General features: G+C 57.5%; 9 protein-coding genes. 3 read left to right on the top strand and 6 right to left on the bottom strand.

The features are described from left to right. Position 1 precedes the first annotated feature (1 nt). Together GC127_RS15150 and GC127_RS15145 are read right to left on the bottom strand one after the other, a co-directional pair. Positions 2–2,230 carry a NosR/NirI family protein gene (locus GC127_RS15150; protein ID WP_151978892.1) on the bottom strand — a complete coding sequence of 743 codons (2,229 nt, stop codon included), beginning with the start codon at positions 2,228–2,230 and terminating at the stop codon, positions 2–4. After that, on the bottom strand, positions 2,227–2,613 hold the full coding sequence (locus GC127_RS15145) for a hypothetical protein (protein ID WP_081508050.1): 387 nt from the start codon (positions 2,611–2,613) through the stop codon (positions 2,227–2,229). The genes GC127_RS15150 and GC127_RS15145 overlap by 4 nt, the downstream gene beginning before the upstream one ends. Positions 2,614–2,752: 139 nt before the next feature. On the opposite strand from GC127_RS15145, the gene GC127_RS15140 reads away from it, so the two are divergent. Beyond that, positions 2,753–3,223 (top strand): Rrf2 family transcriptional regulator, encoded by a 471-nt coding sequence (locus GC127_RS15140; protein ID WP_008280104.1) that lies wholly within the window; start codon positions 2,753–2,755, stop codon positions 3,221–3,223. Between the two features lie 84 nt (positions 3,224–3,307). After that, positions 3,308–5,635 (top strand): Tex family protein, encoded by a 2,328-nt coding sequence (locus GC127_RS15135; RefSeq protein WP_151978891.1) that lies wholly within the window; start codon positions 3,308–3,310, stop codon positions 5,633–5,635. 305 nt (positions 5,636–5,940) lie between these two features. Here GC127_RS15135 and GC127_RS15130 read toward each other — a convergent pair whose 3' ends face one another. From GC127_RS15130 to GC127_RS15115, 4 genes are all read right to left on the bottom strand, one after another. Beyond that, a complete protein-coding gene (locus GC127_RS15130; protein ID WP_151978890.1) occupies positions 5,941–8,400 on the bottom strand; it encodes a tetratricopeptide repeat protein in 2,460 nt (819 codons plus the stop codon). 507 nt (positions 8,401–8,907) lie between these two features. Continuing rightward, a complete protein-coding gene (locus tag GC127_RS15125; RefSeq protein WP_151978889.1) occupies positions 8,908–9,774 on the bottom strand; it encodes a Hint domain-containing protein in 867 nt (288 codons plus the stop codon). A gap of 420 nt (positions 9,775–10,194) precedes the next feature. Further along, positions 10,195–11,415, bottom strand: a complete 1,221-nt coding sequence (locus GC127_RS15120) for a glycosyltransferase (RefSeq protein WP_199861269.1) — start codon at positions 11,413–11,415, stop codon at positions 10,195–10,197. Then, positions 11,412–12,731, bottom strand: coding sequence for a glycosyltransferase (locus GC127_RS15115; RefSeq protein WP_151978887.1), 1,320 nt, complete (start codon positions 12,729–12,731; stop codon positions 11,412–11,414). Before GC127_RS15115 ends, GC127_RS15120 begins: the two co-directional genes overlap by 4 nt. Before the next feature lie 325 nt (positions 12,732–13,056). Between GC127_RS15115 and GC127_RS15110 the strand changes: the two genes are divergently transcribed. Next, positions 13,057–16,287, top strand: coding sequence for a glycosyltransferase (locus GC127_RS15110; protein ID WP_151978886.1), 3,231 nt, complete (start codon positions 13,057–13,059; stop codon positions 16,285–16,287). Positions 16,288–16,325: the final 38 nt, after the last annotated feature.

Below are 16,325 nucleotides of genomic sequence, written 5' to 3'. Positions count from 1 at the left end.
ATTATTGTCCTTTCTTCATGTTGGGGTGGTTTGCGATCATCCGGTCCAGCGCTGCTGCGCTTTCAGAGGCGCTCTTGCGGCGCTTCACGTTTTTGATGACGACCGGACATTTGGTTTCCGACTGGTAGAGGACCTGACAGTGCAGACAGTTCAGGCACTCGTTCGGGTTGATCTCGCCAGTGGGATGGATGGCCTGAACCATGCATTCATGGGCGCAGGTCTGGCAGGGGTTGCCGCATTCGCGGTAGCGCTTTAGCCAATCGAACATGCGCAGGCGGGCAGGGATCGCGAGTGCGGCACCAAGCGGGCAGAGGTAGCGGCAGTAGAACCGCTCGACAAAGAGGCCTGCCGCCAAAAGGGCCAATGCATAGGCGACAAAGGGCCAAGCACGCGCGAATTTGAGCACGATGGCGGTTTTGAATGGCTCGATCTCGGCCAGATGTTCGGCCTGTTCGATCGAGGCCAGTGAGACCCCGAACAGGCCAAGAAAGATCATGTATTTGATCGGCCAGAGGCGTTCATGCAGGCCCCAAGGCAGGGTCCATTGCGGCACGCCCAGTTTGCGCGCGATGCGATTTGTCAGCTCTTGCAACGCGCCGAAGGGGCAAAGCCAGCCGCAATAGGCCCCGCGCCCCCAAAAGATCAGCGCTGCGGCGACTGCGAACCACAGGATAAAGGTCAGCGGATCAAGCAAAAACGCCTGCCAGCTGAAATCCGAGGTCAGCGCGCCAAAGAGCGCCATCAGGTTGACGACCGACAGCTGCGCATTGGCATACCAGCCCAGAAAGACCAGCGTGACGGTGAGAAACCCCATGCGGAACCAGGTTGTGACCCGTTCGGAGCGCACCAGAAAGCTTTGAAAGAAGAACGCGAGCGTGAGAACTGTCAGCATCACGCCAAGGCCCACGATTTCGACGGTCTTGTCGCGCCAGATCCGGGACCAGAGGGCGGTTTGCGCGGCGCTCTCGCTTGCGGTCTCTTGCGCCAGCGGCGGTGCTGGTGTCGGGGCGGCCACCGGGCGCAGGTAGGCGGCCGGCAACTGATAGCCCAGATCGAAGGTGGTGAAGACCCTCTCGATGGCTGCGACATCGCGCTGCGCCAAAAGTTGCAGGCGCCACGGCTCTGCGGGGTCAAAGCCAGCATCGGCGGGGATCTTGAAGATGTCCATTTCCGAGAGCGCGGGCGCGCCATCGGCCATGATCTCGCCCACGCGGCGGTGGCCCCGGTCGCGGAACCGCACGGAATCTTCGCCCTGCACCAGAATGATGCGATCAAACACCCCGCCCCGCACATAGCCCGACCCCTTAAAGGAATAGAGACCACGGGCGGCGACCAGAATGGCGTGTTCCCCCTCGTCCAGCCAGTCGGCAAGATTGGCAAATTCCGCCTCGCCCAGTAGTTGCCGCCCGATGGCAGGCACGCTGATGAGTGTTGCATACATGTCGATATAGGTGTCGTCCTCGGGCGCGGTGATCGGGCGGGCAGCGGCGCGGGGATCATCCATCGCGGCAAAGGCGGCGTTGACTTGCCCCACATCCAGCGACATGCGGCGCAGCGTGCCATCGCCGGTCAGGGTAAACCAATCGCTGGCCGCCTGCGCATCAGGGTTCAGCTCGAATGTTGGGCCGGTGTGGGCCGCGAGTGGCGCAAGCCCCCCCAGCCCTAGCGCGCGGGCGACACGGATGCCCGAACGGGTGATCGAATCGTCGATCACCATGATCGTGACCGTCGCGCCCGAGATGATGTCGAGCTCATGCCCCGATCCGCCTGCTTCGGCCTCGGCCACCAGATCAAGGCCCACGAAATCCGCAACCAGTTTGGATACCTTGGCCTCGGGGATACCGATGAGGACAATGGGTTCTGAATGTTTGACCAGCTTTACGCCGGTCAGCTTGGCATCCAGTCCGACGGCGACCATCACATGGATGGGCTTGCCGGAATAGCCGGTGGTGCCCACGAAATCGGACGTGATGAAAGCCCAGCCAATCGTTTCTCCGCCGCGCAGCACCGGGGCCACGGGCAAGTCGCTGCGCATTGCGCCATAGCTGTCTGCACCCTCGACCAGCGTCGCGGCGGGCACTTTGGCCAGATATGTTTCAAGATAGGGGGATTGCGCCTGAACCGCCGGGGCCAAAGCCAGCAGAGCGATCCAGAAGGCGGCGATACGTGCCAAAAGGCCGAACGCGCGCAGGCGCAAGAAGAGAGCAAGGGGCATCAGGGGGTCTTTCATGCTGTCGCCTTTGCCGCCGGGGGCGCGCGGCTTTGAGCGGTCAGGATCATTTCGGGATGATGCAGGTCTGCGCCGGGCTGATCCCGGTCAGCAGCCGTCACGCGCTGCGCGCCAAGCTCGAACTCTGCGGTGAGCAAGACGTGAGAGCCGGTCTGCAAACACTCGTCGCAGAGTATCTTTTCGCAATGCGGCAGGTTTACCGGCGTGCCATCGCGGGCAAGATGCACGGTTTTCTCACCCTCGGCCCCCGCGCAGATCACCATCTGCGTCAGAGTGGCCTTGAACGCGGCAAGACCTGCTGCCCGGCCCGCAGTCAAAGCGCCCAACGCCAAGGAAAGCGCAAGGAGGCTGGTCAGCAGAAAGAGGGCGTATTTCCGTATCATTGGGCCAGCATGTCGTGAGTCGCAGAGCCCGACCTTGATATGGGTCAAATGAAATAACTCTTTTGTGATGAGACGTGACAAGCTGACCACTTGCCAATTCAAAATCTTTCAGAATTATGTTAGTTAGCTGGAGGCCGTTATGCGTCTAACTAAGTTTACAGATTATTCTCTGCGTGTTCTGCTTTACGCCGCAACCTTGAAACCCGGTGAATTGACCACCATCGAGGAGACGGCAAAGCTCTATGACATCTCTCGCGCACATCTCAAGAAAGTGGTGTTGCAACTGATCCATGAGGGGTTTCTGGAGGGGATCCGCGGCCGCAGCGGCGGCTTTCGGTTGGCGCGTTCCCCCGGTGAAATCAACCTTGGGCAGGTGGTGCGCAAGATGGAGCCTGAGTTCGCTCTGGCCGAATGTTTTTCTCCAGACAATGCCTGTCGGGTCACCAAAGGCTGTCGGCTGCCCATCGTGCTCAACCTCGCCCTGACCAATTTCCTCAACACGTTTGACGATTTCACACTGGCCGACCTCGCAATTTCTCCGCGCTATTTCGAGACACCGAAGCTGGATCAATATCCACGACGTGGGCCACATCTCGCGGATTCGGTCTGACGCCAGTCCGCCACGCGCGGCCCCTTGGCCTCGGCGCCATCTGCGTTTATCACAAACCTCTCAGATCATCCGAGGGGGCCCAGAGTGACAGACACAGCCGAGCGTATCGCCCGAATTATCGCCACTGAAATCGACGCGCGCCCAAATCAAGTGGTTGCCGCAGTGGGGCTGCTTGATGGCGGTGCGACGGTGCCCTTTGTTGCGCGCTACCGCAAAGAGGTGACGGGTGGCCTTGATGATACGCAACTGCGCAATCTGGCTGAGCGACTGACGTATCTGCGCGAGCTAGAGGCGCGGCGTGTGGCGATCCTGAATTCCATCAAGGATCAGGGCAAGCTGACAGAGCCGCTGGCCCGCTCTATCGCCGGGGCCGAAACCAAGGCGGTGCTCGAGGATATCTATCTGCCCTTCAAGCCCAAGCGCCGCACCAAGGCGATGATCGCACGCGAGAACGGGTTAGAGCCACTTTTGCGCAGGATTTTGGCTGAGCGGTCTGCGGTGCCCGAGGATTTGGCCGCAGGATACCTGAGCGAGAGCGTAGCGACAGTGAAAGAGGCGCTTGAAGGCGCACGCGACATTCTGGCCGAGGAATTGACAGAGAATGCCACGCTGTTGGGCCGTTTGCGTGAGTTCATGCGCGCAGAAGCGGTAATCAGCGCTCGTGTGCTGCCGGGCAAGGAAGAGGCGGGGGCCAAGTTCTCGGATTACTTCGATCATCGAGAGCCTTGGGCAAAGATTCCCGCGCATCGCGCCTTGGCGATTCTGCGGGCCGCCAAGGAAGAGATTGTGACGCTCGATATTGCCCCCGATCCTGACACCGGCGCGCTGCGGGCCGTGGGTATGATCGAGGCGACAATTGGCATTCCCGGTAACGCGCCCGGTGATATCTGGCTGCGCAGCGTTGCCGCTTGGACCTGGCGGGTCAAGCTGAGCCTGTCGATGTATGTCGATCTGATGGGCGAATTGCGCAACCGCGCCCATGACGAGGCGATCACCGTGTTTGCGCGCAACCTCAAGGATTTGCTGTTGGCCGCCCCGGCTGGACCACGCCCAACCTTGGGTCTGGATCCAGGTATCCGTACTGGTGTCAAGGCTGCGGTGGTGGATGCCACAGGCAAGCTGATCGAGACTGCAACGCTCTATCCATTCCAGCCCAAGAACGATTTGCGCGGCGCGCAGGTGGCTGTGCTGGAGATGGTACGCAAACATGGCGTCGAATTGATCGCCATCGGCAATGGCACTGCCAGCCGCGAAACCGAGCGTATGGTGGCAGAGGCGCTAAAGCTCTTGCCGCAAGGGGCCAAGCGCCCGATGAGCGTGATCGTGTCCGAGGCCGGGGCGTCGGTCTATTCCGCCTCGGAGCTGGCGGCCAAGGAATTTCCGGGGCTCGATGTCAGCTTGCGCGGTGCGGTGTCGATTGCGCGACGGCTGCAGGATCCGTTGGCCGAACTGGTCAAGATCACGCCGCAATCCATCGGCGTGGGACAGTATCAGCATGATGTCGATCAGCGGCGTCTGGTGCAGGCGCTGGATGCCGTGGTCGAGGATGCGGTGAACGCGGTTGGTGTTGATCTCAATATGGCGTCGGCGCCGCTACTTGCCCGCGTGGCGGGGCTGGGGGCGTCCTTGGCGCAGGCCATTGTGGCGCATCGTGACGCTGAGGGTGCATTTGCGTCGCGCAAGGCACTGCTCAAGGTGGCGGGGCTGGGCCCTAAGGCGTTCGAGCAATGCGCCGGGTTCTTGCGTATCCGGGATAGTGCGGAACCTCTGGATGCCACCTCGGTTCACCCGGAGGCCTATGGCGTGGCGCGCCGGATCGTGCAGGCCTGTGGCCGCGACATTCGCGCCATCATGGGCACGCCCGAGGCGCTAAACGGTCTGCGGGCCGAGGATTTCGTGGATGACAAATTCGGACTGCCCACGGTCCGAGACATTCTGACAGAGCTGGAGAAACCCGGCCGCGATCCGCGCCCAAGCTTTGTCACCGCGCGATTTGCCGATGGGGTGGATGATATCAAAGACCTCAAACCCGGTATGCTGATGGAGGGCACAGTGACGAATGTCGCGGCCTTTGGCGCGTTTGTCGACATTGGCGTGCATCAGGACGGGCTGGTGCATGTCAGCCAATTGGCCGATCGGTTCGTCAAGGACCCGCATGAGGTGGTCAAGGCGGGCGATGTGGTCAAGGTGCGCGTGACAGAGGTTGATGTTGCGCGCAAACGCATCGGCCTGAGCATGCGCAAAGACGGCGCTGCGCCCGAGACGCGCGCCAAGGACGCGCCAGTGGCGGCCAGAACTGCGAAGTCCGGCAAACCTGCCAGCGCGCCGGTGCGGCCACCAAAATCTGAGCCGCAGGCCACGCAAGGGGCCTTGGGCGATGCCCTTCGCGCAGCTCTGCGGGGCAAATCCTAACCTTCGGTTTGGATTGGGTGGCGGAAGGTCATTGCCTAAATGTAAGTGGCAGACGCATGGGGCGTGCTCCGTATGTGTCTGTTTTCATAAATTGTGTACGAGTTTGCGAGACCTGAGTGTCGCAGATGTGGGTATTCCCATGCTGCTGATAGATCGGCTGTTGGTGGTAAGGATGGGGGCAGCAAATGCCCAAACCCACACCAAAACTGAAGGCGCTTCAGATCAAGACATTGTCTGCGTCAGGCCGAAATGTGGGTGGTTGCGACAATGGCCTTGACCAGACTATCCCAGAGACCGGCGCGCGATCATGGATACTGCGCGCCACCGTCGATTTTTGGACGTATCGCTGGGCGGTAAGGGTGCACGAGCCGTCGGACCGTAGACAGCGCGCGCAGTGTCACCCGAGCCTCTGAATCCTCATCACAAAGGTGTAAAGCCAGAGCGCGCGTCAATAGCCCGGGGCCGGTTTTAAACCACCGATGATCCTTTTCTCGGTCAAGGCAAGAGGCCACTGCTTTTTCAAAGGCCGTTTCGATAACGCTATGGCCGGGCGTTGCTATAACCAGATCGGTCACAACCGCCCCACGACCATCGATGAAAAACCCTGCCTCTTCCGTGTGGTCGATGAGCGGGTCAACATCTCTGCTTGGCCATTGCGTCGCAGACAGCGTAAGACCACCCTCGACCAAAAGAACGCCCAGCATCAGAAGATCAGCCTTTTGTTCACGATCAGGAGCCTTCGCAAAAGCCCGGGCGGCATCAGAGCCGGCGTTTTTCCGTAGCCAACTTTGTGCGTTGCGAATGTCATGCAGAACCACCTGACGCCGCGATACCTGACGCCAAGCATCCAACAGCTGCTCTCGTTCCGAACTTGTTTCGGGAATATCAAACCAAATAGCATGGATCAGATCGGGCACTTTAGGGATACAAACATCTTGTGGGGGCTCAACGTCCAATGCCTGTTTTGCTACTTTGGCCCGCGCCGGAAGGAAAAAATCGGCAATCGCGCTCATGTTACTGCCCAGATCGCCTTCGTCCCAGCCTGACGCTGCTAGAATACGGGCTTCGTTCAACAACGTGCCAACACGGGTAGCGCGAGGCCGACTAATCAGAGCTTCTTCCAAACGGCCCGCGTCTTTCGACAGCTTGGCAACGTAGCCTTCTGCCGTGTTAAAATCGGATACCAGAAGAGACATCTCGATCATATCGACAACCGGTGCTCGTGCGGCCCCCGATGCCGCCTGTGTTTCACAGGCCATCAGCGTTTCACCAATTTCCCCCAAGGAGAGCCCGGCGGAGACGTAACAAGCTAAACGCCAATCCTCATCGACGCCCGAACAAACCTTCTCAAGAAGGTCTGCAACGCGGTGAGCTGCACCGGTTGCAATCAGCGCTTGGGTGGCAAGACGCAAGAATTGGGGGTCGGCGGGCCAGCGGCGGCAACAAGCCCAGAGATAGCGAACCGCCAGCTTGCCAGATCCTCCAGAGACGAGAACACGCCCCAGACGCTCTGCTGCCTCAGACTCTCGGCGCGCTACAGGATGGCTCCGAACCCAGTCCAGGGCAGCGCGCGGCCCGTTGCGCAAGAGCTGATCCTCGATCGCAAAAGCATGCAGGTCAGTGATAGGCCATGAACGGGAGGCAAAAGATTTGCTTAGGCGCTCTGCAAGGTCTGAAGAGCGATTTAGCCAGATGTGCCGCACGATCTTCAGCGCCCGGTACCATGGGATGTCATCCGAGCCGGCCACGATCTGCAGCACGTCGTCGTCTGAGAGGCCATTTTGAGCCCGAGGCGCATCAAGCTGAAGCATAAACCTGTCGATGTCGAACTCTGGAGCAGCAAGGCCAAGATGGCGCTCCTCTTCGCATATTGGCGCAACAAGACCTTGAGCGTCCTTCGTCTGTGTCGCGTGCACGGCATCAAGACGTGCAATCGCTTCGTCTGCCAACACATCGAATGCTGACAAATTCAGGCTCTTTAGCTTAGACCACAGCAGCCGCGCGTCTTCCACGGCACCTTGATCTTCGGCGAGGTTGGCACGCAGTTGTAAAAACCAAGGAGCAAACTGCGTATCCTCAGGCGCGCTTTCTACTAGGCGCATGGCGCGCTGGTAATCTCCGGCACCACGGCATGCTTGCGCAGCACGCAAAACGATTTCGGGATGATCCGAATGATGCATCAGCGCTTCGTTTGCAAAACTGACAGCACCTGCGTTATCGCCGGATTGCAATGCGATTTCGATCCGCGCGAGATGTGCCAAGTCGTGATCCGGGCGAAGTGCTAAAAGTCGCTCGCAAAAAGATGTCGCATCCTCTAATTTTGCCGCCTTTCGGTGCAACGAGATGACGAAAGCAAGATCATCTGGCGCTTCGATAGTCCTCGATGTCATGATCCCAATGGCTTCAACATACCTCTGTGCAAGGTCGAGTGCTTCAGCAGTCTTCCGATATAAAATTGGCTCATGGGGTAGGGTTGCGAGGGCCTTGTGCCCAATATCCGCAGCAGCGTCCGCTTCTCCGCGTGCAAGCGTCATCTCAACAAGTCCGACCCACGCCCAGAGGTGATGAGGATTTGCATCAACGATCTGGCGGAACAAAGACTCGGCCAAGTGGGTCTCACCAGCTTCGGCGAGACCACCCGCGACGCCAAAGCGCAAGGCTGCAAGCCAACCTTGGTCACCAGTTTGGCCTTCAAGTTGAAACGCCAGACTGCGCAGGGTCTGAGCAAAAGTGCCGCTATGATCGTCACGGTCGCACTTGGTCATACATGTGCCTTTGCGTTTTTCTGTCTCACTCTACACGTGGTCCCCGTCAGTAGCGCTCAATTCGCCAAGTGGTTCAATACTCGTAAATAAGTGTCGATTCCTTACGAGCGGCCAAACGGGCTATCTGACGTCCGAACCGCATCTTCGGAAACCTCGGCAAGGATGGACAATCAGGGTTGAAAATGGCCCCGCGTAGATCAGAGACAACCCGAGAGAATAGACCGAGAACCAAGGTATCACGATCCAGCACATCCACCCCGGCCAGCCACAGCCAAACGCTTGTGACGAGCGCTAGAACAGCACCGTCCGGCATGCGTGGCTCGATCCACATCATCGCAAGCATCAGCGAAGGCTAGGATCAAGCCATGCCCAGTCACAGAAGTTTCATCCGATTTGGACCAGTGTCCTATCGCCTGACACGCCAACTGGTGCAGGTGGATCAACCGAACCACCTCTGACAGCAAAACGGCGGCCTAAACATTTTGACGCGTGAAATTACGCTGAATATCAGGCGGCGTCTTTGATGCCCAAACGTTTGCGAAGTGTAGCAGGCAAATACCGAGACGTCGTGATCCGAGGAGTAGAGTTCTCGGATATCGAGCGGGCGTCGCCATAGAGCGATACATACTCTTGGTAATTGTCGAAGGCTTGCCTCCCGACATAGTCTATATACGTCTCTACCGGCAGACCCTCGGCCAAGATCACGTCATGGTTCTCAGTCTCGACATGGTAAACCGAGTGACTGTCGCCCAACTCGGCCAACGAAACCTGCGTGATGGAATAGCCATTGACCATCGCACCGGCGTTTACGAGCAAACCATCGATGAAAAGAGCGTGGTCTGCGGTCAAGGTCAGGTCGCGCACCGGCAATCCGTTCTCTAGCGCGCCTTGGTCCACACGGATAAGGTCATTGCGCGCGGCAGACCCGAAGCGCGTGGACGTCGTCTGCTTTCCTACCCACATCACCCGGGTCAGGGTGCCATCCGACTTGACGACCTGTGTGCCGATTTCCAGATCCTCAACATTGATTTCGCCCTTTGCCGTCGCAATCCGCGTACCTTCGGCAAAGCAGGCCCGATCAAATGTTTCACCGCTATTCAGTGCCAAAGTAGGCGGGACAACAACAGGTTCCTGATCAAGAAAGACAGCAAAGAAACCCGGAAATTCCAAAAACTCAAATACCGGCCAGATCGTGCCGTCCACCTCCATTGTGCCGAGGTACTCATAATTCAGAGAATTGGTTGGCTCAAAATAGGTGTCACCGATTTCGAATGTCGTGTCTGCATCGCCATCCGTGATGGTAAAATTTCCATTCTGAATTGAGGGCGAGCCGCTGCTGTACGTAATGGAGTGCGTTGACGTAAATGAGCCCATTTCAGTTTATCCTTGATGATTAAATGCATATCGCGACTTTACACCCATCTATAAGCAGGTTGCGTCAGGGGGTCCAGCAACTTAACAGATAAGTTTACGCGCGAAGTGAAAAGTCAGAATAAAAACAAGTGCTTGCATTGGGAGATGTCTTGCGGAGAAGCTTCCACTATGACCTGAGTTTGGACGAGAGCCGCAAGATTGCGAGCTGAGGTGCCTCTTCGACCACGCCGTATTTCAAGCCTGTGTTCGATGCAATGTCATGGGAGGAACACGCTGGATCATACGGGCTTTGCCCTCTTGAACCAAGATGCTTCACGGTCGCGAAAAACCCACTTTCATTGGCCGACCGATTTTTCAGAGGTCCTTTGAAAAGGGCAACCGCGATGCGCGTAATTCATGACCATGATACAATTACGGGGCTTACTTAATCACGGTCTCCATTATCTTGCGAAACGAGACGGCTTGTTCCAAGAAGCTTGTTACTTTGACAGGTTGGTCGGCTACGCTCGAGGTGCCGGTATCAAGAGCTTCAAGGATTTGACGGCGTAATTCTCCGGGGCCTGCACCAATGGCGATAAGGCGCTCTCGAGAAACAGCATTATGTTCGACCGTCCCACCACTGTCAGTCTGGATCACCTTGATGCCTCGGGCCAGAGCTTCGCGTATAGTTAGGCCAAATGTCTCTTTCCACTGCGACATGAACAACAACACGTCGATCCCGGCATAGAAATCGTCCATGTCGGAGTGATGATACCGGGGAACGACCCGCCACTCTCCCGGGAGCCTGGACAGGTTTTGCCCGGCCCACCAACTGCCATCAAGGCTGCCATCGACCAGACGCACGCCGAAATCAGAGCGCGGTAGGTCTTTAAATGCCTCGCGGATTTTTAGCCAACCTTTGATTGCCGAGGGTCCCCCAACAAAGCCAAAGACGATCCGCGGGTCTGCTGCGCGTCGCGCGGCCTGTTTGGCGGCAAAATCCGAGCGTGGCATATGCACACCGTTTTCCCACACCACCCCAAGACCCGGAGCCAAACCTGAGGCTTCACAGAGGGTGCGGGCGAAATGGCTGGGATAGGTGACAACATCCGCGAGAGACGCCGCGTCTTGTAGCGTCTGGAACCGCGCCTTGGCTGCGCCAAGATCCGCGACACAGCCCTTGCAGGCGTCGATCTGAACGGGATCTTGCGCGCAATACACCTGATCGGGTTTTACCATGAATTGCCGTTCGCATATCCACCAATAGTCATGCACAGAAATCACAATCGGCACCTGTGCGCGTTTGGCGACGCGCAGGATATCCACCCCGATTTCCTGAATGCAATGCACATGCATCAGGTCAGGTGACAGATTGGCTATCAGATCGCTGACTACGCCCCCTATCTCGGGGTTATCGTAGAAATACTTGTAGGTGCGGTTCTGCGGCACATTGATCAGGTAATTGTCGATCCCCATGACCTGAGATCGTAGAACGGAATAGGGCTGCAACTCTGGGCGGCTGATCAGCGAGATCACACTGACCCTTGCGATGTCTTCGTTCACCAGTTCTCGGGCCACTTGTTCGGCGACAACGGTCGCGCCGCCATAGGTGTAGGGGGCAAAGAACACATTCACGAGCAGGATATGAGGACGCTTTGTCATGGCTTCACCCAGTCGAGCAGGGCAGGGGCGATAATGTGGGGCTCCGCCTGCACACTCCATCGGGTCTCAAGCGTTTCGCGAGCTGCGATGCCCATGACGCGGGCGCGAGCTCTGTCATTCGCGAGAGCTTCCAACGCAAGCCGCCAGTCGCTGGGGCCGCTTGCGATAAATCCGGTGCGCCCATGGTCGATCATTGTGGGCAGGTCCCCAACCGCGCTCACGATGGAGGCCAGCCCCACCGCTGCGGCATCAATCACGCGCACACCGCTTTTGCATCTGTTGAACAGGTCATCCTGAAGCGGCATCACCGCGACATCAGCCCGCGCCAGATTGGTAAGGTAGGCATCATAGCTCAAGAACGGATGATGCTCGGTTTGCTTCATAAGCGATGCAGGCAGCTTATCGGTTTGAAAATGGCCAAGGATGGTCAAGCGGCGCGTGGGATCGGCGGTCACAAAGGCTGCAACGTCGGTCTTAATCAGATCGAAATCCGCCTCGTGGCCCTGGGATCCGCTGGCGAAGACGACGCGAAACAGACCATCAGCCGGACCAAGCGCGGCAATTGCGGCAGCCCCGTTTTGCAAAGTGTCGGGGTCAGCAAAGTTTCGTCTGACGTAAACCGGGCGAGGCGTGTAAAGCCGTGCGAGATCGGCCAATCCGGGCGTCGAGACGGTCACGATATCGGCCCCATTCATCATGGCGGCATAGCGCGGTGCGACGGTTAGAAAATGTGTCTTGAGCATCGGATCAAGGTTCGCCATGTTTTGATAGGTCTCATAGGCTGCGACCGAAAACAGCGGATCGTCGATGTCGAACAGAATCGGCAGGCCAAGTCGGCGTGCCTCATAGCGATACATCTGCGTCAACGGTGTGTCTTCCAGCCTGTATTCGCAATAATGCGTCGCCCTTTGTAGAAGCCGCAGCGCCCTCGGGGTGTCTTCGTAATGCGCAAAATCGAACTCGACATTCTGCGATTTCCACAGCACCTGAAGCTGCTCGACGCGGTATTTTCGGCACTGTGACAGGTTGAGATCACCAATCAGCGCAATACGCGGGCTCGTCTTCTGGTTGATGCGCGCATGAAACCCCTCGCCACGGGCCAGTTCCGACCAAATGGTTTGCATCTGGCGCTCGGGAGTAAATGAGGTGTTTGGGGCAAACGCTGCAGGGGCCTGACGGCCAAACAACGACGGTGCCGATCCGCGTAGATAGAGCCCCGCAAAATAGCGCGATCGGTTCAGCGCTTCGGCAAGACCGTATTCGCGCGTTACCGATATAAAGCGGCGCAAGAGTGACAGACGGACGAATTGCGCCAAATCAGAGTTTTCCTGCCTTAGTCCAAATTAGGTTATGATTACTCGGTACTTAGGCAACTGCGTTCAACTTCACATTTTCACGCATACACAGAATCATGCATCTTGCACGATGGCCGTTGTGGAGTTTCCAAATGGAATGTGACACACCGATTACATGATGAGAATGTCGCCCTTTCTTACCGCTCTCCAGCCACCTTGCATAGGCGGGCGACGGCCCTTTCTTCTGGTTACAAGCCAGAATTTTGGTGCCAAGATTTTTAGTGTCGAGATCCTATCAAGCAGTATGTTGTCGGCCGCATGAATACAATCCTAAGGCGCACTTGAGATGACCACCGTAAAAAGCACGCAACAAAATGACAAGACCACAGATATCGGTGGTTTGCAGACTCTCCTGATGGCGAATGGCGAAGTCTTTGCAAACTTCACCGAGATGCCGCGCGACATTGTGGAAATCGCCATTGGCTCTGCAAGTGCCCAAATGCGTGGCTGTGCGCCGGACGCATTGGCATCCTTCGGGGCGGCGCGCCTGAACGGTCTAGACTCCCGGGATTTGAAGAACAGCATTTGGTCGGAACCCGCAGAAAAGGTGCCAGGCGACACCTACGCGGTCTGGATCAATGAACTTGCGGACTGGGCCCTGTCCGGCACGCAGACCATTCAGATCATGCTTGTTGATCGCAACGCCCCCTGTCGGATCAAAATTGATCATCCCATCGTCATAAAAGGGGATACTTCGGATTTGTTCTTACGGGCGCATATCGCGTCTCATCGCAGCAAGGCTATGCTGCACGTTACGTTTTCAGATTCTGCGACGCGGGAAATTAGGACCTGCAAGGTAGCATTTGCGCCCAGTTTTCTTGGTGGGCGTCACTCTCAGGGGTATCAGCAGGTCAGCCTGCCCCTGCCTAAAAGTGTCGGGCCAATGGAAGTGAGTCTTGCGGTCCATCATGAAGAATATGTCGATGATGGATCAGGGATCGAGCCCTTCGTCTTTCTGGCGGATGTGCATGTCGGCAACCAGAGCAAACCAGAGGATTCATTTCTTAGCCCCATGATGCTCGTGGGCACCGAGATTCCCTGCGATGGTGTTTGGCTTCGGGCTGATCTGCCAGCCTATCTGATGCCCAATGACGACATCCATTTGCGATATGGTGGCAAGACCGATGTCAGAACAATCCCAATGAGCCCAAAAATCAGCGTGGATGACAGGCAGGGGCACACGCTGCAAATTGAAAGCTCGGATGCCGCTCTTCTCAGCTTGTACATTGATGGCTCACCCCAAGGTCAGCTCTCGGTGGGGCCGGGACAGACGCCTTTTCGTTTGGCGGATAAATATTTAGACGGTGCAACGCATCACATCAGCATACGTGATCTGTCTGGAACGGTGCGGCTCTTTGAAACACTGACCCTAGTTCCATCAATTCTGACCCCGGCGGATGTGTTGCAGCGCGAAAGCCGCGCACCGTTTCCATCGTCTATTTTTGCGCAGACACCGCGCCGCTTTGCCAGTCTTCGCAAACTCTTCGAGACGGTCACGCCAGAGACTGATTTCGCCCAGATCATCCATGCGCTCGACACGGTTGAGGCGGGCTATGACTGTGTCACGCTCAAGCCTCTGGCATTCCCAGAAGTGGCCACACCGAAAGTGTCCATTGTTATCCCGGCTCACAACAAGGTCGAGGTGACGTATCTCGCGCTCTGCTCGCTGCTTATCGCGCCCAATGAGGCCAGCTTTGAAGTCATCGTGGTGGATGACGGATCAACCGATGAGACCGCTACGCTCGAGACTGTCGTCAGCGGGATTACCGTCCTCCACAATCCCGAGCCGCAGCGCTTTATCCGCGCCTGTAATGCCGGGGCCGATCAGGCCCGTGGGGAGTATATCGTCTTGCTCAACAACGATGTTGAGGTGACGACCGGTTGGCTGGATGAACTTCTTGCCGCCTTCGAACGCTTTGATAATGTGGGTCTGGCCGGGTCCAAATTGCTTTATCCGGACGGGCGTTTGCAGGATGCCGGTGGCATCATCTGGGGCACGGGCAATCCGTGGAACTATGGCAACCGCCAGAACCCGGAAGAGCCGCGCTTTTGTTATGCTCGACAGGCGGATTACCTGTCTGGTGCCGCGATGATGGTGCCGAAATCCGTCTGGAAAGCGGTGGGCGGGCTCTCCTCATACCTCGAACCGATGTATTTCGAGGATACGGATTTCGCATTCAAGGTCCGCGAGGCGGGCTATTCGACCTGGTTCGTTCCGTCTTCTGTCATCTATCATTACGAGGGGATGACTTCGGGCACCGACGTCAGCTCAGGCTTCAAACGCTATCAAGAGATCAACCGACCCAAGTTCAAACGCCGTTGGATCGAGGCCTATGCTCAGTTTGGCCGCGAGGGACAGAACCCCGACCTGGAGAAGGATCGTGGCATCAAGGGGCGCGTGCTTTTTGTCGACTATACCACACCGCGTCCCGATCAGGATGCGGGCTCTTATGCTGCGCTGCAAGAAATCAGGCTGGTGCAGTCGCTGGGCTACAAGGTCAGCTTCCTGCCGACAAATCTGGCGCATCTGGGCACATATACCGAAGACCTCCAGAAGCTCGGGGTCGAGATGATCTACGCCCCGTTTTTCCTGAGCGTGCAAGAGTATCTGTCCCGGCACGCCGCAGATTTCGACGCCTTTTATGTCACAAGGTTCTATGTCGCTCAGGATGTTCTGGGCCACCTGCGCAACTACGCGCCAGAGGCCAAGATTCTCTTCAACAACGCCGACCTCCACTTTCTGCGCGAGATACGTGCAGCGCGCGCCGAGAATGACGAGAACCGCTTGCAAATTGCGCGGAAAACTCGGGACGAAGAATTGGCCATCATCAACCAGGTCGATGTGGTGCTGAGCTACAACGAATTGGAACATGCTGTGATCGAGGCCTATAGCGAAGGCCGCGCAACGGTTGTGCGCACCCCTTGGGTCGTTGATATACCCGCCGCCGTTCCGCCGCTCTCAGAGCGCAGGGGAATGTCCTTTCTGGGCAGTTTCCGGCATCATCCGAATGTTGAGGGGGTGCACTGGTTCGTCCGGGAAGTCATGTCACACCTATCCACACAGCAGGACGCTCCCATGTTCTCGATTTATGGCTCCGGCATGCCCTCTGACATCGCCGCTCTTGCAAGCCGGACAATCTTGCCTGTTGGCTTCGTGCCGCAGGTCGCCGATGCCTATAACCCGCATCGCATCTTTCTGGCGCCGCTGCGCTCTGGTGCAGGGATCAAGGGCAAGGTCATTGATGCCTTGGCGCATGGAATCCCTTGTGTCCTCTCCCCCGTCGCAGCAGAAGGCATAGGGTTGCGCGACGGTCAGGAATGTTTCATCGCCCGTACCCCCGCCGAATGGATTTCGGCAATCTCTCGCTTGAACGAGGACGATGCGCTCTGGCTCCGGATGTCCGAGGCCGCGCGGTCCTATGTTGCAGAGAATTATTCGTTCACCCGTGGCCGCCACGCCATGCATGAAGCCTTCGAAGCTGCGGATATGTTCCTGCCGGGGATCGTTGCAAAATGAAACATCAGACTTTGCCCTCGGAAGGTGCGCTAATGTTC

Origin of the sequence: Roseovarius sp. EC-HK134 (assembly GCF_902498815.1) — a bacterium.
In the GTDB taxonomy this organism is placed as follows: domain Bacteria; phylum Pseudomonadota; class Alphaproteobacteria; order Rhodobacterales; family Rhodobacteraceae; genus Roseovarius; species Roseovarius mucosus_A.
Note: the sequence above shows the minus strand (reverse complement) of the source record. Positions and strands in the feature narration are given on the sequence as shown.